We start from the raw sequence: 23,942 nt of genomic DNA, 5'->3' as shown, positions 1-23,942 counted from the left end.
GTTAGCTAAAGGAGGTGATTTAAAAATCCTGGCTGATGAATTTTTGGTATTCAAGCACCTATTATCGATGTAGGTGATATGTTGTAGTGGATGCAGTACAGGGTAGTGCCCAGATCTAGCTAACTCATTTCATGCTTAGCATTAGCTATTTCGAAAGCAGCCAAGTAACCTTTAGTGTTCAATGTCTTACTGCCTTGCCTGGAGCCAATCCGAATTGTTTTAAAAAATTAAGCTCACCTTGCGAAGTTCGTGATTCACTGTTTGAAAACGCAGAGTATCCTCAGGCTCAAGGTGTAGATACTTGGGTGCTAGTATCAGGCCTAATTAATCTTCCTGGCCTGAGAAGTAATTTGTATGCTATTCGTCAAGGTTTGTTTATGGAGCGCTATCGCGATTATATTACGCTCTCAAGCTTGGATGGATTTAGTAAAGCCAGTCAGCAACTGAAAAAGACAAATCCTCATCTCTTATTGATTGGTCAACTTAAAACCATTGATGATGTTGGGAATTTGAGTCACCGGCGAATTGCATAGAAATAAAGCCCATTTTTTAGCTGCTTGTCACTCCTAGTTATGTGTAGACTTCGTTTTGTCGGATAATTAAGGCGGTTGAGCGCATTGTATCAGTGGGATGATTGTGCTTGATTAGGTGATATAGTGAAAATGAAGGAAATTGATAATGATAACTAAGATAGGTAAGTAGTTCAGCGGAATACTATTACTGGTGGTTGTGGCAGTTTCAATCTTTGCTGTCAACGCGATTTATTTTAAGCCGTGGTCTATCATTGTTTTTTATGAAAGGGCATTTTTTAAAATTCAAGGAACCAATCCGGAAAATCTCACTATGTACGGTGTGCTTGAGCAATTCAGGTATTGGAAGGGTTGAGGATCCGAGAAGCAAGAAAAATCCTACCGCCACGCTTTGTAATCGATAGAGTTTTGAGGGAAATGCAGGGGTTTATTGGTGTGCCAGCCCATGAAAACATTCTGTATACTTCGCTGGAAGAACGTTTAAATAAGATTGTGGAACTTCCAGAGCATGAGCGCATTCGTATACTCGGTAAGGAAAAGGTACTAATTGATACTAAGGTACTAATTGATACTAAGGTATACCCCGCTTACAAATTAACTCTGTCACAAATTGGTCAAAGAAGAACCCTGATTCTGGTATAAACAGTAGAAGCAATTGCGACTAAATATATTTCTCATGACCTGTGGCGGACTAATAATCCGAGACTATAGCGTAGGCTATTCAGCCTTGCTGGCGGTGCAGTGGGGCATTGAAAAGGTACAACAACTTACATCAAGCTTTGTCGTGCCAAATCTACAGTCAGCTTGCAGGTATAATTGTAATAGATAGGGCTCTTTATTAAGGTGATGTAGAAATATTCCATCTAAAGTTTGTTCTGGCAATAAATTTGCGACCAACCGTTTTGTAAAATTAAAAACTCGAGGTTTTGGTTATTGTTTAATTTTTTTCTTGCGCTATAGTTCGCCCTGCTTGGTGATATCAAATTTAAATTATTTAAATTTTTTACACTTTGCATCTAATGTTAAGCCACTCTAGGGAGCAGAGTAAAAAATGAAGACATCTAAAAAGTTATTAGACAAGAAAAATTTAATTGGGATTCTTGGTTCTCTTACCTTTTGCTCAGCATTGGGTATCTCAACGAATGCAGCAGCTTTGGATGTAGTTATTATCTTGGATACAACTGGCAGTACGGGGGCATTGTTGCCTAACTGGCAGGCCAATATGGAAGCCAGCATTATTAACCCTATCAAGGCGGTTGATCCGAATGCTAGGTTTGCATTGATCTCACATTTGGATTTCCCATTTAGCCCTTACGGTGTTACAGGAGAGTATGCTTATAGAGTTGAATCTCCATTGAACTCAAATATAGCGCCACTTTTAACTGCATTAAGCAGCCTGACCTCAGGGTCTGGTGGTGATACTAAAGAATCTCAACTAGAAGCAATCTATCAAGCGAATACGGGGCTTGGTCTGGATCTGAATGGTAATGGATCATATACCGATACAGGGGATATTCTGCCTGCGCCACTGGGGTTCAATCCTTTAACTAACTCTTTTACCATTCACTTTACATCTCCGTTGGATTATCACAATGATCCTCTTGAGCCAAACTATCCTTATACTGGCGTTGTAAATAATCCTGCAGATTACAACGATGCCCTGGCAGCGTTGGCCGCAAATAATAATACTTATTTTGCGTTAACTCCTAATCCCCTATTAGCAACCGGCAGTTCTACGGCTTTAGATTTTTCAGGGAGTTCTGCAGGGGCAGCGCTTACATTAGATTCAACTTCTACTGCTGAACGACTAGCAGCAGCAACTGGAGGAGAAGTTCTTGGTGTAGGCAGTGATCTTTCTGGGGTTGAGGAGGCAATGGAGGAAATAATAGATATTGTACGTCCTTGCCCACCAGGAGAAATTCCTGTCGAGCTACCCATCGGTGTTGCTTGTGTACCAGAAGCTAGCTGAGTTTCTTTATTAGCCCTTGCTTAAGCTGGGATATTTTTCCTGGCAATACTGCCTTCAACGGTAGCGAGGGGTTATCAGGAGCCGATCTCTGGTGAGCTTTCTTTAAGCTAGAGGTTGGCTCCGTTTATCTCCAAATCTATTGTGCTCAGAGGCTCCCCAGATAGCCGCTATCTTTCCTTTACTGTTAAACGGTAACCATATCGTATTTAAAGGTTCATAAGACCAGGAATTTGCGCCAACAACACGGGGCTATTGATCACCAGCTTTATGCCATTAGGGAACTCCAATACACCCAGATTTCCCGTAGTGGCCACAGGAGATCTGATATCCACAAGAACAAAGTCAGGGGTATCAGGCACCGAAGTTTGTTCAGATAGTTTGCGATACTAGTAGAGGAGCAGGCTGTAGTTTATGTTGTGCTTACGAGCATAGCCGCGCTTGGATTGAGAGCTTTTTTCGTAGGCTCTGATACGGTTTTACCACTGGTGCTGATTCATTGGGCTTTACTCCAAAGTTGATGCAGGGGATATCATGACAGGCCGCTAAAGCAATTTGAAAAATGTGCTTCGTGTACCGCTTACGTTAATTTGCTTTGTTGTACTATATTTCACTATAGTGCCTTCAGAATTGTAGAGACAATTTCATGAATATCCGCTAATGGATTTGCTGCAACTGATCGAAGCCATTTTTCATCATCGAGTATGCAAGTAGAAAACATGCCTTCTGGTAAACGCTGATAAAGCTCATCAGTATTTAAAGTGAGAGGACGGAAAACTGTTATTCCTGTTATTGGTGTTGTCCATAAAGAAATACGATTTTCTTGGCTCAATTTAGCTGCAAGCAAAGACGCCATTGACATTGCGTGATCAATACGATCAGAAATACCCTTTTTTCCCCAGGCAATCATAGTGGCCAGCAGCGGTATTGCAGATGCGCCTCGTGAACCCTGAACTCCGATATTTGGAGCAGCCAAATAGCCTCCACCAAAACTAATTGCTGAGTTTGCCATCTCTAGCTCTCGGAACATGATCAAAGCTGAGTCTTTTGGCTGGAAAAACCATTTATGAGTAGAAACCGCTATAGAATCTGCCTTTTCTATACCATCAAGCAGAATTGCATGACTTGGACTTAAACGTAATGGACCAGCCCATGCAGCATCAACATGGCTCCATCTGGCTTGACCGATCAGTTTCAGTGAATCTATTACGCCCGTAGCCGTGGTTCCAGCCGTTAGAACCAAACAGGCCTTTGAAATATCGCCTATCCTATCAGGATCAATTTGACCCTCTGAATTGGTTGCAATCTGCTCGTAAGGCAGACCTAGTATCCTTGCAGCTTTCTCAATACTTATATGTGCAGCCTTTGAAGCAACGATTTTCTCTATTTTTCTCGTATCTCTTGCAGCCCATAGCGCTGTAAGGTTTGCGACTGTAGAGCCGGAACACATATGGCCGCCGCTCATGCCAAAAAATGGAGCCAACCACTCAATCACTTTTCTTTCGGCTTCAATAGCAAATGGTGCTGTTGCGGGGTGCAAAAGATTCTGGTTAAGACGAGAGTTCCAAAGTGTTATTGCCCATGTGATCCAAGGGGTGGGTGGGTCCATATGTGCGAATGCGTTGGGACTATCAAGGTAAGTTGCACTACCTAATACATGAGGCGCAAGAAGATTCAATGTTTCTAATTCACCTATGCCATCTACTGAAAAAGAACCTGGTAATTCATCTTGTTTAGAAGGTGGGTGACGAAGCAATTCAATTGCATGTTCCAGCCCTGCATTTGGAGCAAAGCTTTTATCCTGTTCTGTCATTCAGAGATCTCGCTTTTTTGCATAACGCCTAGCGCAACGGCGAAGGAAACGCAGCGTAGCGTAGTGAAGTCGGATTAACTGGTTTTTTAGGCTGGTTTAGGTAATTCGTAGATATCTCTACTCAAACCATCTTGGTTTCGGATAATAAGTGCAATTGGTAAGGGAGAGCTCAGCTGGTAGAGTCGGCACCTCTCCCGACCAAGAGAAAGGCACTGATGAGCTACTACCAACTGAGCGAGAACGAACGATACCAGATTTACAGCTTAAGAAAAGCCGGACACTCTCAGAAAGCAATAGCAAAATTGTTAGAGAGGCATCCCTCGACGATCAGCCGAGAGCTGCGACGTAATACAGGCTTACGAGGATATCGGCCAGGACAAGCACACACCCTTGCGGAGCTAAGACGCCAGCAAGCGTATAAGGCACAGAAAGTGACTGATAGCGTGTGGCAACAAATAGATACCCTAACTCGGAAAGAATTAAGTCCTCAGCAGACTGCAAGCTATTTAAGGAGACATACGGGTGTATCGTTACATCATGAGACGATCTATCAACTTATTTATTTAGATCAGACAAATGGTGGAGACTTATACAAGCATCTTAGGGTTGCATCAAAGCCTTATCGCAAGCGCTACGGGAAGTATGATCGACGCGGAAAGATCAAAAACAGAGTGAGCATAGATGATCGGCCAGCAGTTGTTGATCGGATGAATCGGATAGGTGACTGGGAAGGTGATACCATTATAGGCAAGGGACGTGGTGGAGCTTTGCTGACTATGGTTGAACGCAAGACGTTATACACGGTTATTGTTAGATTGACAGGTAAACGATCAGACTTGTTGGCTGAAGCAGCGGTTAGTCATATGGTGAGCATCAAAGATAAAATCAAAACAATTACCTTCGACAATGGTCTTGAATTCTCTGGTCATGAAACGATTGCAGAAGGCTTAGACGCTGAAATTTACTTTGCTCATCCATATTCATCCTGGAGGAGAGGGATCAATGAAAATACTAACGGCCTCATTCGACAGTATTTCCCAAAGGGTACCGACTTTAATAAAGTAACAGACGAGCAGGTTCAATTTGTAATGGATCGCCTGAATAGTAGACCAAGAGCGAGTCGGGGTGAAAGATCACCGAATGAATTATTTATAGGGCTGCAAGAAGATCTGCTTGCAGCATAAAGGGGTTGCAGTTATTACTTGAAACCAAGCATCATTAAACTTTGCCCGCCTAGCTTTTTTTCCACCTAGCCTTTCTACTAAGGCACGTGCAGTAATATTCTCATCATCCATATAGGTTTCTACTATATTCCATTTGAACTCGTTATAAGCGTGCAACAAAGCTGCATTAGATGCCTCTGTAGCTATACCTTTTCCGCGCCCTTCGGGTGTTACCCACCAAGTAAGTTCTCTAGGCCAGTCTTTACCTTGCCAAAAACCACACTTTCCAATATAGCTATTATCTGATTTCAACTGAATGGCCCAAACACCAAAGCCAAGTAAATGCCATGATCCTAGGTCGGCTTTCAATCTAGCCAAAACTTGCTCTTTTTTAATGGGCCCGCCATACATTTTCGATGCTTCTTTATCTGTATAAAATTCCTCATATGCTCCAAAGCACTCTATGCTTGGAGGAACTAATCTGAGCCTTTTGGTCTCTATTATTGGTATCATACTTTTCTCTTCAGTCTAATGCCTTAAGCCGTGGGCCGAAAAGACGCTAGGATTTTTGGTCCGTTGCCTAAACTTGTTAGAGTGAATCTCACACATTAGTTTTCGCGGACAAAATTCATCAGACAGAGCGCTAAAAGCAAAGTTGCAATAACGCCTGATCCTCCAGCAATAGCAGAGGGCAAAAAGGCATCTCGTCCAAACGCAATCAAAATTGCATTAGCGAATATGGCAACAACGCCAACCAATGCAGTCACACCTCCCAATGCCTTGCTATTACTATGCATTTTGGCGATTCCGAAAATGAGTGCAGCAAAGCCTAACAAGAGCTTTGCTGCGTAATAGATCATAAAGGACAAGGCTACAACTGCCCCTGCTGCAGTTCCAAGCGCGTCAAGTTGACTAGCGGCTTCGCGAAATGGTCCGAACATAGTAAGACCAATGCTAACCTGGACTACATTCAGTACTGCGCTGAACGCAATAGCGGACCATCCAACTTGATAGTTACTAGCTTGCACCATTGCGGCTCCGGCAAATGCTGAGAGAATAGTGAAGAGTAAACCTTCGAGCCCCCAAAGAATTTGCCGTGGGGCGTTAATCTCTGCAATGTAGAGAGCAGTATAAACTGTCTGCGTAAGCGCCAGTACCAACAGCAGATATGATGTAATTTGAATAGTTTGTTTATTAGTAAAATTCATAGTTACATTCCTCGTATTTTCTGTGCCTGGCTTTTACTTTTAGGGCGACGGTTGTATGTAACTATCGCTCCAATATAATCTATCTAAAGTTATTAGCTGATAGCCGATTAGTCCAATTCATCAGGTTCCGTCTAACGTCGTCATCGCCCACCGGAAGTAGCTGGTGCTTTTTGTGCTCGGAACGAAAGGTGACAGTAGTCGGAGTTCCGTTGTCTGTCCTTGTATGGTTGTTCATGTCTGATTCTGATATTGGAATTCCTTTTCGCTAACGGAAAAATTGAGACCCACCTTCGGCGGCCACCGAAGGCCTTGTTTATCACAGTTCGCTGCAGCGCCGGTTCGTAAAAGACCGATAACAAGTATGAACGTGATAAGCACTCACTAGGCATAACTCGAATAGTCATGTGGGCCTCGAGCCCGAATAGCAAGGCGGAGATAGCTTATCTTATGGAACCTCAAGAGATCAATGTCGGTATCGATATTAGCAGCAAACAGCTCGATATTTTTGTGAGACCAACTGGCCAATTCTTTAGTGTTACCAATGATAAAGGTGGTATTAAGGACGCCATTAAACGACTGCAACCCCTTAAACCCAAAAGAGTACTTATCGAGTCCACCGGAAGACTTGAACTGGAGTTCGTCTGTGCTGCTCACAAAGCGGGATTGCCGATTGTTGTTTGCAATCCTTCGCAGGTAAGAAACTTTGCAAAGTCAGCGGGACGACTCGCCAAAACTGACAAGCTGGATGCTGTCGACATTGCTCACTTTGAGGAGGCAATGAAGCCGAGGCTATCATCGATAAAACCTGAAAATTAAGGAATATCAGTGAGTTACTGATTGTAAAAAGTCAGTGCTTGGAGATGAGTACAATGCAAAAGAACCGTCTCAAGCGAATGCCTAAATCTGTACACAAACCTATTCAATCCATATTGAAAGCCATCAAAAAAGAGTTAGAAGTAATCGACAAGCAGCTGGATAAACTCGTCAGCAGTATTGCCGAATGGCGACAAAAACGCGACCTACTGTTAAGCGCTAAGGGGTCGGGAATGTGTTGGCCTACACCCTGATGAGCGAACTACCTGAACTAGGAAAATTGAACCGTAAAGAAATCGCCACACTCGTAGGAATCGCCCCAATGAACCGAGATAGCGGCAGCTTCCAGGGCAAGAGATATATTCGAGGCGGAAGGCATCGCGTAAGCACAGTTCTGTTTGTTTCCATCATGTCAGCTATCCAGTGCCATCCTAAATTAAAGCCAATGTATAAACGCTTAGTCGACGCTGGCAAACCCAAAAAAGTGGCTCTCATTGCATGTATGAGAAAGCAAATTACCATTCTGAGTACGATGGTAAAAACAACACATACTGGGATGAAAATATAGTTTAAAAGCTTGACGAAGAATCATAGTCACTTGTTATGCAATTTATTGCACATCATTATCCCTGGCTTTTCGAATAAGTGAAGTGATATAGGCCAACTGCTTATCTTTTCCTGTAGCGTAGCTTTCCCAGTCATTAATTATGTGGTGATCTGGAATAACCCCGTTAGTTGAGTTATTTTGAAATCGGTACATCCTTTTCGAATATTGTACGTATCGTTTCGAATTAGGCAGTGTAAAACCATCGGCATCTTGGTACCCAATTGGATTTGCGCCAGTTGGTTCACCGACTAACGTTGCATTTAGTATACTCCTGTACTGTGCAGCATTACTCATTCCTGCTGAATATGTATGCCCACCGATAAGAACATAAATTCCATTATTCCAATTTAGGCCATCTACCAGAATTAGGTGATTTGCTAACAGCAATCCTAAGAAAAAGTCACCACCGCCATTTTCTCTTAAGTCTATAATCAAATTCTGAATGTTATTTTTGTTTAGATAGTCTTCGACATCCTCAGCAAAAGATTGCATTTCACTGCGGGATGGATAGTTGGAGAAATGCAGGTAAGCGGTCCTCAACGGTCGATTAACAGAGAGCCACAAACCATCTGTTTTCTTTATATCTGGATGAGAGAATATGCCCCTATCGAGGCTTAGTCGATGTATGACATCTGACATAAACTCATTCATTGAAATTGCATTAGCATTAATATTTATTCTTGATTTATTTTCATCGAAAAATGTGAAAGTGGCATGCCCAAGAGCAGAAGTTATGTGCAACCCGTAAAGTAACTCAGATACATTGAGATGCCATCGATAACCAGAACGAAGTGAGTATTTATTTTCAACTCCTTGTATTACCGGGTTAATTTTGTCCAATACTTCATCTAGAGGCACTCCATCAATAGCGATAAGTTCGTTACCCAACAAGTTTTTAAACTTTGTACTCGCGGCCATAACTCGTATTTTACCGTCTACCCACTCTAACGAGAAAGGATAGTGTTCATGCGGTCCGCCCATTGCAGAAAACTGAGTATGACCGTCACCGATAGATCGCGTTATACCCATCATCTCGACCATAATTTCATGCTTATTTAAACTGGATAGCTTGTTAGTCAGATCTTCGATTTTTTGGTTAAAGACTACATTATTTATAGAATGATAAAGATTTATATGCTTATCTTTCAGAGTGCTTTTGTAGTAATCAATATCTTCCTTCCATAATTCAGAGTTACTTTTTTCATTAGTTATATCAACACGTTTAACCGACATCCCTAGTAAACAGATAGTAATGAGTAAGAAAGCTAATATGATTGTTTTATGCATTAACTTAGATCCTTTACCGCCTCAATTTGCGGCGAATGGTAGTGAGTCCGGGCGCGATCAGCGCCGTACAACATTGACTTGTTATGAGTTTGCTGCACATTTTATATACTCACGTACTTTTTTACTTAGGTTGAAACATTCCGAGAACCATACACCGCCTAGTTCTGAGCCATCTTCTTTAACAACAGCTTTTGTATTACACCCAGCTTCAACTAATGCTTCCAGCATGCGCAGCGATTCTCTGCAACAAGCCCTAAGAAAGGGGGTTTTGTCCATATAAGTACGAAGCTCTATATCTGCACCTGACGAAATTAAGAGTTTTACAATTGCGACAGACGTTGATTCATCGTGATGTACCGTATCAATTAAACAGTGTATGGGCGACTCCCCGCACGTATTTACGAAATTCGGATCAGCTTCGAGATTCAAATAGTGCTTGACGTACTCTACTTGCTTATTCTTGCATGCAGCCAATAAAAGAGTATCGCCAAATGAATCGACTTCATCTATATCCCCATAAGGCCCATAGCATTCGTCAATATCACTTGGTGATAGTTCTTTTAATTCCGATTCATAGCGCGCATTCTGAATCATGGTTTACTCATAACGCGCACAAAGTAAGACGTCCCACGGAGGCCCGGAGCAAACTGCCTGTGTTTGTTAAGGCTTTCTGAGATGCTGCCATATATAGAAACCACCCACTAACGTACCAACGGGAAAGTTGACAATGCTAACCATTGAAAATGGTAGAGCTAAATTTACTGCGAATTTAGAGTCTTTAATGACCAAAAAACCTGCAAAGATACCGACAATATTTACCAATGCAAAAAGCAGCAAAAATGTTGCGGAAAGACCAATAAAGCTGCCGGGATGGCTCGCGATAGCCTCTCCGAATTGCCCGAACATAACAGAAAATCCAGTAAGTAAGCCAATGGCCATGAAGACTGAGTAAATTATTATCATCCATCCCGCAATCAATTGTTCCTTGCTCATCTCTCCATCCTTGGGCTAGAGCCTTAACGCCCAGCGTTGGCTGTCGCTCTGCCGCTGCTTGTATGGTTGTTCTTGTCCGATTCTGATGTTGAAAATCCTTTTCGCTAACGGGTAAATTGAGACCCACCTTCGGTGGCCTCCGAAGGCCTTGTTTGCCACAGTTCGTTGCATTGCCGGCTCATAAAAGACCGATAACAAGTAGGAACGTGACAGACACTCACTAGGCATAACTCGAATAGTCATGTGGGCCTCGAGCCCGAATAGCAAGGCGGAGATAGCTTATCTTATGGAACCTCAAGAGATCAATGTCGGTATCGATACTAGCAGCAAACAGCTCGATATTTCTGTGAGACCAACTGGCCAATTCTTTAGTGTTACCAATGATAAAGATGGTATTAAGGACGCCATTAAACGACTGCAACCCCTTAAACCCAAAAGGGTACTTATCGAGTCCACAGGAAGGCTTGAACTGGAATTTGTCTGTGCTGCCCACAAAGCGGGATTGCCGATAGTTGTTTGCAATCCTTCGCAGGTAAGAAACTTTGCAAAGTCAGCGGGGCGACTCGCCAAAACTGACAAGCTGGATGCTGTCGACATTGCTCACTTTGGGGAGGCAATGAAGCCGAGGCTATCGTCGATAAAACCTGAAAAATTAAGGAATATCAGTGATTTACTGGTTGTAAGAAGCCAGTGCTTGGAGATGAGCACCATGCAAAAGAACCGTCTCAAGCGAATGCCTAAATCTGTACACAAACCTATTCAATCCATATTGAAAGCCATCAAAAAAGAGTTAGAAGTAATCGACAAGCAACTGGATAAACTCGTCAACAGTATTGCCGAGTGGCGACAAAAACGCGACCTATTGTTAAGCGCTAAAGGAGTCGGGAATGTGTTGGCCTACACCCTGATGAGCGAACTACCTGAACTAGGAAAATTGAACCGTAAAGAAATCGCCGCACTCGTAGGAATCGCCCCAATGAACCGTGATAGCGGCAACTTCTAGGGCAAGCGATATATTCGAGGCGGAAGGCATCGCGTACGCATAGTTCTGTTTGTTTCCATCATGTCGGCCATACAGCATCATCCCAAACTAAAGCCAATGTATAGGCGATTAGTCGACGCTGGCAAACCTAAAAAGGTCGCTCTGATTGCCTGCATGAGAAAGCAGATTACGATCCTGAATACGATGGTGAAAAATAACATCTATTGGGATGAAAGTATGGCTTAATAACTTGACGAGCAACCATAGTCACTTGTTAACTCATGGAATCCAGCTATCGAAAGTAGCAAATTAGCGACTCGGGAGAATTGCTGTTCGACGTATGCCTCATTCCGCAGCCCATTCCAACGTAATACAATCCTTTTCTTGCCGCCATAAGCAGCCTCTAGAAATACATCGGCACCATCAAATCCTATAGGACAACGGCTTAATTCCGAATGATGGGAATCATAATGCGCGAATGGGTCTTTTCTGAAATCACAATATTTTTCCACTAGGCTTTCGTAGCTATCTAATTCAAATAGCTTTAATGCCTTGAACTCAGATACAACTCTAACAAAATCATCCGTGCTTATGGAGTACTCGCCATTAAGGTCCAGCGTACGATCATGCCGATGGTAGATTGTTACGACTTTTGGCTCATCGCACGATGGGATTACGACGAGACGGAATGCTGCACTATATTCAGGACTCAACCCACACAGGGGCGACTCACCTAGTTGTGATATCCGCTCTCTATAGTGGTCAGGTTCGTCGGAACTCTCGCAATTGACGCCCGCAGTGAGACTCGACGCGTAGAAAATAGAGATAAGTAATATCAACGTACGCATAATTTTATAGAGTTAACGCCTCAATCTTGGGCGGTGCCGCGTAGCGGTGACGTCCCATGCATTGACTTGGTACGCCCAGCATGGGCGTGGACTAATGGGGTGAAAGTCCCCTGTAGGAGGATCACCATTTAATGGACTCCATTAAATGCTAACTACTAGCGAATGGCAACTGCAATGCCGTGAGGTCTTGTGGGGAGGAAGCCGCTAGCAAAACTACGAGCTTACGAACACAAACATCCTATAAGGTTTAGTCTGGAGGCGAGGTGGCCAAGGATGCCGAAGCCATGTGATCTAACGGGTAGAGTAAATGATGCAGTTGTGTAGTTGAATCACCCCGGGTTTTTCAGAGGCAATTTTATTTGAGTCATGCCGCTTGGCCAGACTCGACTTGCTGATAATACCGGTTTTCGTATTCGGCTGGAGGCATATCGCCAATTGACCCTAGAATGCGTCTATGGTTAAACCAGTCGACCCAGGTCAAGGTTGCGTGCTCAACCTCATTCAACCCTTTCCAGGGACCTGCTCTGTGAATGATTTCCGCCTTGAATAAACCGTTAATGGTTTCTGCCAGTGCGTTGTCGTAGGAATCGCCGACGCTGCCGACTGACGCTTGGAAGCCCGCTTCAATAAGCCGCTCGGTATATCGGATCGACAGGTACTGACTACCTCGATCACTGTGATGGATAACGCCGCGGGGCTTACCTCGTGCCCACAGTGCCTGCTCCAGAGCATCAAGCACAATGTCGGTTTGAAGGTTCTTTAACACGCGCCAGCCAACAATGTAGCGGGAGAATACGTCGACAACGAATGCGACATAAACAAAGCCAGACCAGGTTGCAACATAGGTTATGTCGGCCACCCAAAGCTGGTTGGGGCGCTCCGCCGTAAACTCGCGATTTACCAGATCCAGCGGCTTGTCAGACAGCTCATCCGGGATAGTCGTAACACAGTGTTTGCCTCTTCGGACGCCTTCCAACTGCAGCACCTTCATCAACCGTTCAACTGTGCATCGGGCGACTTTTACATCCTCACGGTTAAGCTGCTTCCAGATCTTGCGAGCACCATAGACGTGATGGTTTTCTTCGTAGACCCGCTGGATCTCAGGCTTTAGCTCATCGTCACGTTGAGCACGCACACAGCATTGCTCTGGATTGTCTTGCAGATGCTTGCAGCGGTAGTAGGTCGACGGTGCAATCGGCAGAACCTCACAGATTGACTCGACACCGTGCGCCTCACGCTCCTGGTCAATGAATGCCACCATTACTTCGGTTTGCGGTCGAGCTCCGCCTGGGCGAAAAAAGCGGCTGCCTTGCGCAAAATTTCGTTAGCACGCTTCAGTTCGCGGACTTCGCGCTCCAGCTCTTTAAGGCGGGCCGCATCACCACTGGTGGTGCCGGACTTGGTGCCGTTGTCGACTTCTATCTTGTTGACCCATGCTCGTAGAGTCTCAGGTGTACAGCCGATCTTGGAGGCGATAGATGTAATCGCTGCCCAGCGTGATTGATGCTCATGCTCGCTGGTCAACACCATGCGAACTGCGCGTTCCCGTACTTCGGGGGAGTATCCAGGTCGTTTGCTCATAGGCTAATTCTCTCAAGAAACTTAGCCTCCGAGAAACCCGGGGTGATTCATATTTTTAGGTGAGTTACGCTCTACTTGTTCTTGAAGATAAAGCATGCCTTCCCCTTTTTTCGTAAATAAAGGAAGGTTCCTCCTTGGCTGAAAAATAAATATACAGAAGATTTTTGCAGGTGTGCTTTGGTGAAAATAGTAAAATTATCTTACCTGTTGGGTCAGGTTTTATTGGGCTTCCAAGTGGCCTTCGGCTACTTTATAGGCCTGGACTTTTTGAGGCTTTTCCACCTACAAGGGTGGCGGGGTCCAGGCGGTAGAATTGGCTTAGTTCTCTGTAGAGTTTTGGGTGTAAAGCCCGCATAGCGACAGGGATTGTGTAGAAGCTTTCAGTGGCTACTGCAAAAAATTCGGCTGGAGATTGAGCGCCGTATAAATCCAGTACCGAGGGAGTATCTCCGGGGATCTGTCCAAACTCGGCCCTTTGTCGGAGGCGATGAAATTCCCGGCTCATCACCTCTGCCCAGTTAGCTCCTTCGTTCGTCTTCTCAAATAGGGGACGTCCATCAAAGTAACCATCTTCTTCATCTACCTTATGGGCAAATTCATGTAGAGCAACATTATGCCCCCGCTGTGGAAATCGCAGGTCCTCCTCCAAGTCTCCCCAAGAAAGTACAACTGGTCCCCGGTAGTGGGCCTCACCCTCACGCGCACTGCGCTTGGCTGTTTCTACGAAGCCCTCTCTACGGGTCTCGTGGGCCACATAAGTATCCGGGTAGAGCAGCAGGCTGTACAAATTGGGGTAACACTCATTCTTACGTCCCAATAGCAGTAGGCAGGCATGTGCGGCAATTGCTACTCGCATCCGTTCGGTAACCTGAAGGCCATCAAAGCCGACAAATTCCTTGTCGTGGAGGAAGAGGACAATATTGCCTCTCAATTCCTGTTGTTGGGTGGTATTCAGATAGTGATATAAGGGCAGTGTCTCTTGCAGCAGTTGCAACTGTTCCCGAGTTAGTTCTTGCGCTCGGCGGTACCTGATGCGCCAGCGGCGATAGAAGAGGGGCACAAGCCAAACTGTCAGGGCAAGCAGAATAATAATGATAAAAGCACTCATAAATTTATTGCCGGCTGTTTGGCTGAGATATTTTCGCCTATTTTAAACGCTTCACAAGGGGTGCCCTGGTGGTATTTCATTTGCCACTGTTCGTTGTTGAGTACCCAGGTAGAGGCGCGTTTGCAAAAATCGGAATAGTTTCCCTGTCGGTCACAGTGAGCGGTGCGATAAAGTAATAGACGTACAGATTCAGAGAGTAGTGTGCATTGGTAATCTTGGCTGTGGATTTGCCACTCTCTGTTTTCCTCAGACTTCATTATTGCAATAATCATGTTGAAGTCATAACTGCTTCCGGATTTTCCGGTTTCACGAAAATCTGGGCTTAATAATTTCTTCACTGCTACCTGATTTCTACGGACTTCTACGCAATGTAATGCAGTTTCGTATCTAATCAATTGCTCCATATCTGGCATCATTTTTGGGTTACCTGTCAAATTTAAATCAATAGAAATTGGGTATACCATTTCGTGTACTTTGCAAGTTTGACTTCTTGGTCCCTCAAAAAATTTGGATCTTAGATAAGGAATTGGTGACTCCAGCTCACGGACCAGTTTTAGTTTCAATAACTTCTGGATTGGGGGCATAGGCGCAGCTTTCAAGCCTTTGATCATTAAAATTTGCTGATGAGGTCTAGTCGTAGTGCATAAAATTTTTATCAGCTAGTTGATTGTCGCGGCTTGATAAATAGTCTTAAAGCGCTAACACTTATGGCGTCTGAGTGATTTTGCGTCGTTTTGGAGAAGGTTATGCGTATGCGTTCCTTAATTGCTGTTCTTGTATTTATGTTTGGCGCCTTGGCGCAAGCGATCGCCCAGTCGGGCGGTACGCCTCTGAAAGTGGCAATTGCCGGTGATGCCCCCCCTTATGTGATCAACAATGCTAGCAGTGGTTTGGAAGTGGATATTGTGCGGGAGGCGCTCCCGGGGTATTCATTGAGATTTATGCAGATGGGCTTTGCGGAAACCGCTCCAGCACTAGAGCAGGGTAAAGTACAGGCTGCAGTCAATGTGATGAAAAAAGATGATGATCTTTTTTATTCCAATAATATGATCAGCTTTGCTAATTACGGTATTACCAAAGCCAGCGATAAAATGAAAATTGACAGTATTTCGGACCTTGCCGGTAAGAAAGTCATTACCTGGCAGGGTGCTCCAATGGATTTGGGGCCAGAGTTTGAAAAGATGTATGGTCCAAATGGTACACAGCGCCAGAATATTGTTCAGGCGCCGACCGCCTCCGACTTGGTTGCGCAGTTTTGGAAGATGAAAGATGTAGTGGCGGTTGTGGATATGGAGCTGTTCAAGTATTTCAGTAATAAAATGGGATATAAAATGGATCAGGTTAACCTTTTCCAGATTTTCCCCCTAATGACAGATTTTCGTGTGGGATTCCGCGATCAAAAGGTGCGAGATGACTTTAATCGCGGCCTGGCAGAGCTGTGTCGTACCGGTCGCTTTAAGGAGTTGTTGAAGAAATACGATGTCGTGCAAAAGCAGGATGTTTGTAAGTAATTTTTTCTTGGACACCTATAAGAATTATGGTGCGCAAAAAGAAAAAAAGGCCGGGATTTTTGCTCGGCCCTTTGATGCCTGTAAGGCTTGGCGTCATTGTGCCAAATTTATCAGTATTCCACTCAAAGGTTCTGCAGTTTCTCTCTTGCCGTGGTAGCTGAAGGGGCTGACTTTAGGGGGTGCTGAGCAATAATGAGCTGGTCTCCCGGGTTTTATATATTCTGGATAGTAAGATCTTAAGAAAGATTGAGTACACCTCCAATTAGAAGTGGGATACATGTACCTGTCTGTATCGAGCTATATTGTTGGCGGAAGGGTTCCAGGCTAAGTATCAGCGTGTTTATCTGAAGGTTATGGATTTTAGAGTTCTTAAACAATAAATGTTGAAAAGAATACGGTGGTGAAATTCAGCTTCGGTCTCCTGGCTTTCTTTTCGGTAAACAATTTGCCCTTATGGATAGGGTTAACCACGAGTCATGTCAACCTTACTGGAGTAAAAGGCGACGTGCTCTTTTAGGGTGATACATTCCTCATATGGATCTTTATACTCCCAGGCGGCATCAGTAATATTCTTTCCATTGGCCTGAATTGACCAGTAATTAGCTCTCCCTTTAAATGGGCAATAGCTGGTAGTTTTACTTTCCAAAAGCACCTGCTGGTTTACATCACAAAGAGGAATGTAAAATACTTCGGGTAGGCCGGACTCCTTTACAGAAAGAGCCTTAGCGGTTGTTGCTACTTTTATCCCTTTGGCGCGTATTTCCAAGTTTCCATTTAGTGGTGAAATTTCCACTTTGTGATCAGGGTTTTCTTTAAAACCTGGAGCGGGATGGGCCATGCTATTCAGTCCTCCAATAGTCTTAATGTTGTATTTTGGGTTGAGCCCTTTCATAGCGCATTTGGGGGGGATTACCAGCGTAGGGTAAAGTTAACATGAGGCAAATATTAACTGCAGTATATAAATGATTTTACTCTGAGCTCTGTTTTAATTCAGGAGCCCCTACTACATAGCTGGTAGATCCTTTCCCTGATCCAGATATGTGCCGAGCTATAATGTGTGCGCTCATGCCACGCCATTATTTTATTGAACCCTGGAACTTCGAATGGCAGCTTAGCCGTCGTGAGGCCGTCGATATCCTCGATGAGTTTTTTTGGTACAACCGCACAGAGTTCACAGTTTTTCAGGATTTCTATCAAGGATAAAAAGCTGGGGACTGAGACCGAAACTTGTCTTTGCTTGCCCAGGGAGTCCAGAACAGTGTCAGTTATTCCATGGAAGGTGTTGCCGGAAAAGGAAACAATTCCATGTTTCATGCTGCAGAAATTATCTAAAGTCAGCGTCTTTTTGTGGGCCATTGGGTGGCCCTCTGCCAAAACACAGATATAACTTTCTTCAAATAGTGTTTTTGCCCTCAATTCCTTGTGCGCTGCATCGGGTGTAGTGATTGCCAGGTCCAGCTGGCCCCGCTCCATTAGGGCAAAGGTTTGCGTGTCATTTACCATTTGGATAGAAGTTTGAATATTTGGGGCTTCTTCCTGCAGTGCACAGATTAATGGTGTGACAATGGTCTTTAGAGCGTAGTCCGTGGCGGCAATGGAAAACGTCATGGTGCTTTCCTGTGGATTAAAGGTTGAAGGTGCCAGAATGCTCTCTATTTCGCTCAGAACTTTCTTAATAGGAGCTGCCAGTTCCAAGGCCCGTGGTGTGGGGTTGATTCCATGTTGTGAGCGAATAAACAGGGGGTCATTGAGGCTGCTGCGCAATCTCGTCAGCATGCCGCTCACAGCTGGTTGGGTTACAGACAATCGCTCTGCCGCCCGGGATACATTGCACTCATCCATCAGGGTATCAAAGGCTCTGAGAAGGTTTAGGTCGATATTTCTGATATTTGCCATTGCTGCTCGCAGTCACAAGCTTCTATTGGGGGGCATCTTGTCGACACCCTCAATTCTGTGACCTTATAAGGTAGTTTTGGATTGGGTTTCTAGTATCCGCCTCTGAATTTAAAAAGAAAGGTTGGCGGAGGTGGGTTCTAGTTGGGAGCTATCGGCAAAAAAAGAAAAAGGGCTTATATCTTGCGATATAAGCCCTTTTGTATGGCGCGCTCGGGAGGATTCGAACCTCCGACCGCCTGGTTCGTAGCCAGGTACTCTATCCAGCTGAGCTACGAGCGCGTTGTTGTTGCGAACTATAGTCAGTTGATCTTGCTGAGTCAACTGATTTTTAAAGGAAAATTCCTTAAAAATCCGCTAGTTACCGAACTTCTCTAACTTCCTGAGGAATGGCTTGGAAGTTCGATAGGGCGCGCATTCTGCCGTGTGGCGAGGGAGTTTGCAAGTCCTGTTGTTAAAAATAGTGGCAGTGGCGCCTTTGGGGATGTACTCCTGGGGTTGAAGGTGAGGGCGAGGCGCTGAATCCGTCCTTGCTGGCGGGGATCTATACTTAGTGCTCGAGCCCATGGCGGCTACTCCTTTATTGGAACCCGCTCGTCCCAGATTTAGTGAGACTCTATGGCAATGGCAGACGACCAGGATAGGGGGCAAAAACTGCCGCCGGAGGAGCCGCAATCACCCATATCGGGCAAACCCTTGCAGCAGAGCCCTCTGAGTTGGCTGCAGTATGGGGTTCTGATCTTTCTGGTTATTATGACCTTTCAGTACTGTTCCAATGGGCGTTTGGGCACACCCAGCGAGGCCCTTGCTTATAGTGACTTCAAGAACGCGGTAAGTGATGGCAAGGTCGCCACAGTGGTGTTTGAGGGTGAGCGCATCATAGGGACTTTCAGACGACCTGAGGGTGAGAGCAAAGTTGAAAAAGGCAAACAGGAATCGCTGCGCTTTAACACTACTTTGCCTTCGGTACAGGATCCTGAGCTGCTTCCTTTATTGGAGAAACAGAAAGTAGAGATCCAGGCGAAGTCGTCTCAGGGTGGTTTCTTACAGCGCCTGCTGATTCTCCTTTTACCCTGGGTTCTGATTATTGGCTTGTTGATCTGGCTGGGGCGACGGATGCAGGAAAAAATGAGCGGGGCTGCACCCGGTAGTCCTTTCGGCTTCGCTCGCTCTCCTGCCAAGCGCTATGAGCGGAGTGAATCGCAGGTAACTTTTGACGATGTGGCGGGCCTGAGTAATGCCAAGAAAGACCTGCAGGAAATAGCCGGTTATCTCAAAGATCCGGAACACTACCGCAAGCTGGGGGCTAAAATTCCCAAAGGTATACTCCTGATGGGCCCTCCAGGCACAGGAAAGACGCTGATGGCCAAAGCCCTGGCGGGGGAAAGTGAGGCTCCATTTTTCAGTATCAGCGGTTCAGAGTTTATTGAGATGTTTGTGGGTGTTGGCGCATCGCGAGTGAGGGATATGTTTGCCGACGCAAAGAAAGAGGCACCTGCAATCATCTTTATCGATGAGATTGATTCTGTTGGGCGTGCTCGGGGAACCGGTCTTGGGGGCGGGCATGACGAACGCGAGCAAACCCTCAACCAGATACTGGGGGAAATGGATGGCTTCGATCCACAGGAGGCAGTGGTTGTGGTCGCGGCTACCAACCGGCCGGATGTGCTGGATGCTGCGCTCCTGCGCCCAGGTCGATTTGATCGCAAGATTACCCTGGATTTACCGGACAAGGTAGCCCGTGAAGAGATACTGCAAATTCACTCCCGGGAGGTTCCTTTTGTTGAAGATGTGGATATGGAGCACTTGGCTGCCCTGACTGCGGGCTTTGCCGGGGCAGACCTGGAAAACCTGATTAATGAGGCCGCTTTGTTGGCCGGTAGGGAAAACAGGTCGGCGGTGGATATGGACTGCCTGCTACGCGCTAGGGATAAAGTGGTACTCGGAGGCGAGCGTGAAATGGTGATGGGTGAAGAGGATAAAAAGACTGTTGCCTACCATGAAGCTGGCCATGCACTGGCTGCAACATTACTCCCCAATGCGGATCCCTTGGAAAAGGCCACAATTATTCCTAGAGGGCACAGTCTTGGAGCAACGGAGCAAATTCCTGCCGAAGAACACCACAATATGCGAGCCAGCTATTTGAGGGACCGCATCGGGGTAATGTTGGGAGGTAGGGTAGCTGAGCGGGTCGTCTTTGGCGAGGTAAGTACCGGGGCAGAGTCGGATCTGAAGCAGGCCACACGTTTGGCACAGCATATGGTTACACACTGGGGGATGAGTGAGAAGCTGGGGCCTGTGGCCTTTCGCCGCGGAGAAGAGCATATATTTCTGGGCAAGGAAATGGCTCAGCAGAAAGATTTCAGTGAGCATACTTCTGAGATTATTGACGATGAAGTTATTGCACTGGTAAGCGGCATAGAGAGGGAGGTCGAACAACTTCTGGGGACACACCGTGGGCAGCTGGATGCTCTGGCAGAAGTGTTGCTGGAAAAAGAAACCCTGAATGCGGTGGAAATATACAGGGTTATTGCGCAGGCAGGCGGTTAAAATTTATTGCCACACCAATTATTCAAAAAATTATTTATAAATTTTACAAATAACACTCTAGACTTGGTGGTCGAAAAATTGATTTTTTTGAATAGTTGGTCATATTTCTTTGGTGCCCAGGTATTACTGGAATATTCAAAAGTACCACTTGTTACTTTTTCTCAACTAAGTTCGCATGACATATTTTGTTGACTGCTTGGTCTCATGGAGTGATATTAAATAATGATTTCAGTTGGTGATGATCTGGTTTGTGAATTGATGAGGTTTTTTCGATATTTATAACAAATATCAATTTTTCCTTTTGTCTGCTGGTTTAAAACGGCAGGACAAGCTGTATTTTTGCCTTATTTATAAGGTATTCAGGTTTTCGAGGGAGGGAAATGTTTTCGCACTTAAACGGTGCGTTTTACAATTTTTCTACTCGTAACTTTTCTATTTTGTTGTTGAAGGCGAACTTTCCAGACTAATTGAGTTATTTTTATCGTTATCCACGATAAATAGACTTCCACCCGTCGTTATGAGCCTGTAATCTGTCTGCGTCACAGAAATCATGCAAACTCTGTGTCTCTTTATCAGCACGGTCTTTGATCGGAGTCTCGTTAAAGTCGGAATCTCATTTAGAGGGTAGAGCGGCGAGACCAGGTGGTACCGATTGCGATAAGTCCGTTGTTGTAGATAAAAAAAATAAAACAATGGAGAGAAAACATGGGAAGTCCGTCAAGACTCAAGCAGCACTCTGCTCTGCTTTCCGCCTGTTCAGTAGCAACTCTTTGGTTAGCCAGTGGTGCAACCCCTAGTTTTGCCGCTGAGGGTTCGGTTAGTACTCTTATGGAAGAGGTGCAAGTTACCGCGCGCAAACGCGCTGATGCGGAGATATTGCAAGAGGTACCGGTAGCGGCTACGGCTTATTCAGGCGATCAACTGGAGGCCTTACACACCAAGGACCTGCAAAGTCTCTCATTCAAAATGCCCAACGTTCAGCTGGAGGATGTGGGTACCGTTAAAAATACTGCAAACTTTACCGTGCGCGGCCTCGGCATTAACAGCTCCATTCCATCTATTGACCCCACTGTTGGGGTTTTTGTCGATGGTATGTACCTAGGGGTAAACGCGGGTGTTGTTACCGACCTATTTGACCTTGAGGGCATTGAGGTCTTACGCGGCCCCCAGGGGTTACTGTTTGGTCGTAATGTTACCGGTGGTGCCGTGGTAATCAAAACCGCGCGCCCTACAGAAGAGTTTTCATCCCGGGTCAAGGCCTCAGTAACAGACAATCTGGATACCGTAACGGCGGGCTCTATCAATGGGGCTATCGCAGACTCAGTAAACGGGCGCCTAACGGTTTATTACAATGATGACCGGGGTTGGTTCGAGAATGTGGCAACTGGCAATGATAACGCCGGAGCTTCCGACAGTTGGTTTATTCGTCCAAGCTTTAGTATCCAGCTCAATGAAACAGCCGAACTGTTGGTGCGCATGGAGCATGGCCGTATGGATTCTGACGGTGCGGTAGCCCAGAATCGCGGTTATGAGTCGACCATGGTTCAGACCCAAGACGGCCAACAGCCGGCTCCAAGTGCAACAGTACTAGCTGCTCTATTAGGTATTGATGATTGGGATAATGGTAAGGGCTCGTTTGAAGTAGCACAGGATGAGGAGGGCTACCAGAAGGATGAGTGGAGCCAGATTATTACCGAGTTTAATAAGGATGTCGCCTTCGGTGATGGCACCATCACCAATATCCTGGCCTGGCGTGAGTATGAGGCTCGGGGTATGGGGGATATCGATTCCCTGCCGATTATAGGTTTTCATGCTGACTCCAGCGTGGAGCAGAGCCAGCTCAGCAATGAGTTGCGCTATGCCGGCCGTTTTGGCCGCACAGCTCTGACCACTGGAGTTTACTGGTTCAGCCAGGATGTTACCTACCTGGAAAATCGCCTTTTGCAATTGGGCGAAATAGACTGGACTGGTGGAGGCACCCAAGATCACAGTACCTACGGTGTCTTTGCCCAGGCGGATATTGACCTGAATGAATCCTGGGTGCTGACTCTAGGTGGGCGTTATTCCAGCGAAGAAAAAGATGCCAAAATTGCCTCAATCCCCCTGAATTTCTGTTCGCTGGATGGATGTGCAGCCTACGACTTTGAGGACAGCGAGAGCTGGAATGCCTTTACGCCAAAGGTTGGATTACAGTGGACTGTATCTGAAGATACCCAGCTGTACACCTTCTGGACCAAGGGCTTCCGCAGTGGTGGTTACAATTTCCGTAACGCAGGCATTAATCCAAGTACCCGTAAGCCCTATACACCACAGGTAACCGATCAGGAAGAACAAAGCAGCTTTGAAATTGGTGCCAAGGTAGATTGGTTAGATGGGCGCCTACGCACCAATATGGCGATATTCCACAACACGATTGACGATATGCAGCGGGAGGAAAATCTTCCTGATGCGGTCACTGGTGTTGCCCAGATTATCCGCAATACTGCCGATGCTACTATTCGTGGAGCTGAGTTGGAGGCAATGGCAGCTTTAACTGAGAACCTGCTGTTTACCTTTAACGTCGGCTACGTGGATGGCGACTATGACAAGGTTTTGGGTGACCTCAATGGTGATGGCGTAGTAAATGATGTAGATCTGGGCCTGGAAATTCCCCGCCTGGCTCCATGGACATATGGCGTTGGCTTTATCCATGATCTGCAACTAGGCGGCTTTGGCAGTTTGACCTCCCGCGTAAACTTTAATCATCGGGATGCGGCGCCTTATACCGATGATAATCGAGGAATGCTGTCCGAAGTCGATATGCTGGACTTCAGTATTGGCTATACGCCGGATAGTGGCAGTTTCACTGTCTCCATGTTCGGTAAGAATATGCTGAATGAGGTTACAGAGGGTAACAACACCCAACTGCCTCCAACTCTGGGAGGAATTGGTGCGAGCTTTACTCCGCTCAATAAAGGACGTGTTATGGGGGTTGAAGTTCTCTATGAGTTCTAGGTTGCCATAGCTCCCCATAGTACTGTCCCTTTCGGGGAAAGGTATGATTCGCTAAATTGGCTGCTAGCGGCGGGGTCGTTTTTCGAGAAGTTCTA

Annotated in this window: 18 protein-coding genes, 1 tRNA gene, 2 pseudogenes and 1 other annotated feature; of the genes and pseudogenes, 9 read left to right on the top strand and 12 right to left on the bottom strand. The window is 45.6% G+C overall.

The annotated features are described in order from the left end of the window. Positions 1–131: 131 nt before the first annotated feature. The 3 genes from GL2_RS00750 (at position 132) to GL2_RS00740 (ending at position 2,499) form a co-directional block, all read left to right on the top strand. Positions 132–533: a hypothetical protein gene (locus tag GL2_RS00750; protein ID WP_143728833.1), complete on the top strand. Its 402-nt coding sequence runs from the start codon at positions 132–134 to the stop codon at positions 531–533. Between the two features lie 414 nt (positions 534–947). Beyond that, on the top strand, positions 948–1,172 hold the full coding sequence (locus GL2_RS21615; protein ID WP_197736496.1) for a hypothetical protein: 225 nt from the start codon (positions 948–950) through the stop codon (positions 1,170–1,172). A 409-nt stretch (positions 1,173–1,581) separates the two neighbouring features. Next, positions 1,582–2,499 carry a vWA domain-containing protein gene (locus tag GL2_RS00740; RefSeq protein ID WP_143728832.1) on the top strand — a complete coding sequence of 306 codons (918 nt, stop codon included), beginning with the start codon at positions 1,582–1,584 and terminating at the stop codon, positions 2,497–2,499. A 610-nt stretch (positions 2,500–3,109) separates the two neighbouring features. Here the strand turns inward: GL2_RS00740 and GL2_RS00735 are convergent. Next, positions 3,110–4,309 carry a pyridoxal-dependent decarboxylase gene (locus tag GL2_RS00735; protein ID WP_143728831.1) on the bottom strand — a complete coding sequence of 400 codons (1,200 nt, stop codon included), beginning with the start codon at positions 4,307–4,309 and terminating at the stop codon, positions 3,110–3,112. A gap of 215 nt (positions 4,310–4,524) precedes the next feature. Between GL2_RS00735 and GL2_RS00730 the strand changes: the two genes are divergently transcribed. Then, on the top strand, positions 4,525–5,493 hold the full coding sequence (locus tag GL2_RS00730; RefSeq protein WP_143728830.1) for an IS30 family transposase: 969 nt from the start codon (positions 4,525–4,527) through the stop codon (positions 5,491–5,493). On the opposite strand, the gene GL2_RS00725 is transcribed toward GL2_RS00730, so the two are convergent. Together GL2_RS00725 and GL2_RS00720 are read right to left on the bottom strand one after the other, a co-directional pair. Further along, a complete protein-coding gene (locus GL2_RS00725; protein ID WP_232053722.1) occupies positions 5,455–5,985 on the bottom strand; it encodes a GNAT family N-acetyltransferase in 531 nt (176 codons plus the stop codon). The genes GL2_RS00730 and GL2_RS00725 overlap by 39 nt on opposite strands. Positions 5,986–6,080: 95 nt before the next feature. Next, positions 6,081–6,680, bottom strand: a complete 600-nt coding sequence (locus tag GL2_RS00720; RefSeq protein WP_143728829.1) for a thiamine biosynthesis protein ThiC — start codon at positions 6,678–6,680, stop codon at positions 6,081–6,083. Between the two features lie 447 nt (positions 6,681–7,127). On the opposite strand from GL2_RS00720, the pseudogene GL2_RS00715 reads away from it, so the two are divergent. After that, positions 7,128–8,066, top strand: a pseudogene (locus GL2_RS00715) (IS110 family transposase). A gap of 37 nt (positions 8,067–8,103) precedes the next feature. Here GL2_RS00715 and GL2_RS00710 read toward each other — a convergent pair. The 3 genes from GL2_RS00710 to GL2_RS00700 all read right to left on the bottom strand — a co-directional run bounded on the left by GL2_RS00710 (position 8,104) and on the right by GL2_RS00700 (position 10,380). Beyond that, on the bottom strand, positions 8,104–9,387 hold the full coding sequence (locus GL2_RS00710; RefSeq protein ID WP_143728828.1) for a S41 family peptidase: 1,284 nt from the start codon (positions 9,385–9,387) through the stop codon (positions 8,104–8,106). An 81-nt stretch (positions 9,388–9,468) separates the two neighbouring features. Continuing rightward, positions 9,469–9,981 (bottom strand): ankyrin repeat domain-containing protein, encoded by a 513-nt coding sequence (locus GL2_RS00705; RefSeq protein ID WP_143728827.1) that lies wholly within the window; start codon positions 9,979–9,981, stop codon positions 9,469–9,471. 66 nt (positions 9,982–10,047) lie between these two features. After that, positions 10,048–10,380 (bottom strand): hypothetical protein, encoded by a 333-nt coding sequence (locus tag GL2_RS00700; protein ID WP_143728826.1) that lies wholly within the window; start codon positions 10,378–10,380, stop codon positions 10,048–10,050. Between the two features lie 286 nt (positions 10,381–10,666). On the opposite strand from GL2_RS00700, the pseudogene GL2_RS00695 reads away from it, so the two are divergent. Further along, a pseudogene (locus tag GL2_RS00695) lies at positions 10,667–11,608 on the top strand (IS110 family transposase). A gap of 966 nt (positions 11,609–12,574) precedes the next feature. On the opposite strand, the gene GL2_RS00690 reads toward GL2_RS00695, so the two are convergent. The 3 genes from GL2_RS00690 to GL2_RS00680 all read right to left on the bottom strand — a co-directional run bounded on the left by GL2_RS00690 (position 12,575) and on the right by GL2_RS00680 (position 15,510). Next, positions 12,575–13,791 (bottom strand): IS3 family transposase gene (locus GL2_RS00690; protein ID WP_143728825.1). Its coding sequence is split into 2 segments (ribosomal slippage): positions 12,575–13,503 and positions 13,503–13,791, totalling 1,218 coding nucleotides; the frame shifts between segments, so codons are not numbered across the junction. After that, positions 13,397–13,513, bottom strand: a sequence feature (AL1L pseudoknot). Its footprint overlaps the gene before it by 117 nt. Positions 13,792–14,041: 250 nt before the next feature. Continuing rightward, a complete protein-coding gene (locus tag GL2_RS00685; RefSeq protein ID WP_143728824.1) occupies positions 14,042–14,899 on the bottom strand; it encodes a zinc-dependent peptidase in 858 nt (285 codons plus the stop codon). After that, positions 14,896–15,510 (bottom strand): DUF4440 domain-containing protein, encoded by a 615-nt coding sequence (locus tag GL2_RS00680; protein ID WP_232053721.1) that lies wholly within the window; start codon positions 15,508–15,510, stop codon positions 14,896–14,898. Before GL2_RS00680 ends, GL2_RS00685 begins: the two co-directional genes overlap by 4 nt. 135 nt (positions 15,511–15,645) lie before the next feature. Between GL2_RS00680 and GL2_RS00675 the strand changes: the two genes are divergently transcribed. Continuing rightward, entirely contained in the window at positions 15,646–16,410 is a 765-nt protein-coding gene (locus GL2_RS00675) for an ABC transporter substrate-binding protein (protein WP_143728823.1), read from the top strand. 463 nt (positions 16,411–16,873) lie between these two features. On the opposite strand, the gene GL2_RS00670 is transcribed toward GL2_RS00675, so the two are convergent. The 3 genes from GL2_RS00670 to GL2_RS00660 form a co-directional block, all read right to left on the bottom strand. Beyond that, positions 16,874–17,302, bottom strand: coding sequence for a DUF427 domain-containing protein (locus GL2_RS00670; protein WP_143728822.1), 429 nt, complete (start codon positions 17,300–17,302; stop codon positions 16,874–16,876). A gap of 98 nt (positions 17,303–17,400) precedes the next feature. Continuing rightward, positions 17,401–18,306, bottom strand: a complete 906-nt coding sequence (locus GL2_RS00665; RefSeq protein WP_143728821.1) for a LysR family transcriptional regulator — start codon at positions 18,304–18,306, stop codon at positions 17,401–17,403. 202 nt (positions 18,307–18,508) lie between these two features. Continuing rightward, positions 18,509–18,585, bottom strand: a tRNA-Arg gene (locus tag GL2_RS00660). Positions 18,586–18,921: 336 nt separating this feature from the next. Between GL2_RS00660 and ftsH the strand changes: the two genes are divergently transcribed. Next, on the top strand, positions 18,922–20,853 hold the full coding sequence (gene ftsH, locus GL2_RS00655) for an ATP-dependent zinc metalloprotease FtsH (RefSeq protein WP_143728820.1): 1,932 nt from the start codon (positions 18,922–18,924) through the stop codon (positions 20,851–20,853). Positions 20,854–21,558: 705 nt separating this feature from the next. Next, positions 21,559–23,847 carry a TonB-dependent receptor gene (locus GL2_RS00650; protein WP_143728819.1) on the top strand — a complete coding sequence of 763 codons (2,289 nt, stop codon included), beginning with the start codon at positions 21,559–21,561 and terminating at the stop codon, positions 23,845–23,847. Positions 23,848–23,942 lie beyond the last annotated feature (95 nt).

Source organism: Microbulbifer sp. GL-2, assembly GCF_007183175.1.
Classification (GTDB): domain Bacteria; phylum Pseudomonadota; class Gammaproteobacteria; order Pseudomonadales; family Cellvibrionaceae; genus Microbulbifer.
Note: the sequence above shows the minus strand (reverse complement) of the source record. Positions and strands in the feature narration are given on the sequence as shown.

What these genes read in the sequence shown, in the direction of transcription:
- GL2_RS00670 (WP_143728822.1), bottom strand. Translation starts at nt 17,302, where the DNA reads ATGAAAGGGCTCAACCCAAAATACAACATTAAGACTATTGGAGGACTG.
- GL2_RS00735 (WP_143728831.1), bottom strand. Translation starts at nt 4,309, where the DNA reads ATGACAGAACAGGATAAAAGCTTTGCTCCAAATGCAGGGCTGGAACAT.
- GL2_RS00665 (WP_143728821.1), bottom strand. Translation starts at nt 18,306, where the DNA reads ATGGCAAATATCAGAAATATCGACCTAAACCTTCTCAGAGCCTTTGAT.
- GL2_RS00675 (WP_143728823.1), top strand. Translation starts at nt 15,646, where the DNA reads ATGCGTATGCGTTCCTTAATTGCTGTTCTTGTATTTATGTTTGGCGCC.
- GL2_RS21615 (WP_197736496.1), top strand. Translation starts at nt 948, where the DNA reads ATGCAGGGGTTTATTGGTGTGCCAGCCCATGAAAACATTCTGTATACT.
- GL2_RS00725 (WP_232053722.1), bottom strand. Translation starts at nt 5,985, where the DNA reads ATGATACCAATAATAGAGACCAAAAGGCTCAGATTAGTTCCTCCAAGC.
- GL2_RS00750 (WP_143728833.1), top strand. Translation starts at nt 132, where the DNA reads ATGCTTAGCATTAGCTATTTCGAAAGCAGCCAAGTAACCTTTAGTGTT.
- GL2_RS00720 (WP_143728829.1), bottom strand. Translation starts at nt 6,680, where the DNA reads ATGAATTTTACTAATAAACAAACTATTCAAATTACATCATATCTGCTG.
- ftsH (WP_143728820.1), top strand. Translation starts at nt 18,922, where the DNA reads ATGGCAATGGCAGACGACCAGGATAGGGGGCAAAAACTGCCGCCGGAG.
- GL2_RS00740 (WP_143728832.1), top strand. Translation starts at nt 1,582, where the DNA reads ATGAAGACATCTAAAAAGTTATTAGACAAGAAAAATTTAATTGGGATT.
- GL2_RS00700 (WP_143728826.1), bottom strand. Translation starts at nt 10,380, where the DNA reads ATGAGCAAGGAACAATTGATTGCGGGATGGATGATAATAATTTACTCA.
- GL2_RS00680 (WP_232053721.1), bottom strand. Translation starts at nt 15,510, where the DNA reads ATGATCAAAGGCTTGAAAGCTGCGCCTATGCCCCCAATCCAGAAGTTA.
- GL2_RS00650 (WP_143728819.1), top strand. Translation starts at nt 21,559, where the DNA reads ATGGGAAGTCCGTCAAGACTCAAGCAGCACTCTGCTCTGCTTTCCGCC.
- GL2_RS00685 (WP_143728824.1), bottom strand. Translation starts at nt 14,899, where the DNA reads ATGAGTGCTTTTATCATTATTATTCTGCTTGCCCTGACAGTTTGGCTT.
- GL2_RS00705 (WP_143728827.1), bottom strand. Translation starts at nt 9,981, where the DNA reads ATGATTCAGAATGCGCGCTATGAATCGGAATTAAAAGAACTATCACCA.
- GL2_RS00710 (WP_143728828.1), bottom strand. Translation starts at nt 9,387, where the DNA reads ATGCATAAAACAATCATATTAGCTTTCTTACTCATTACTATCTGTTTA.
- GL2_RS00730 (WP_143728830.1), top strand. Translation starts at nt 4,525, where the DNA reads ATGAGCTACTACCAACTGAGCGAGAACGAACGATACCAGATTTACAGC.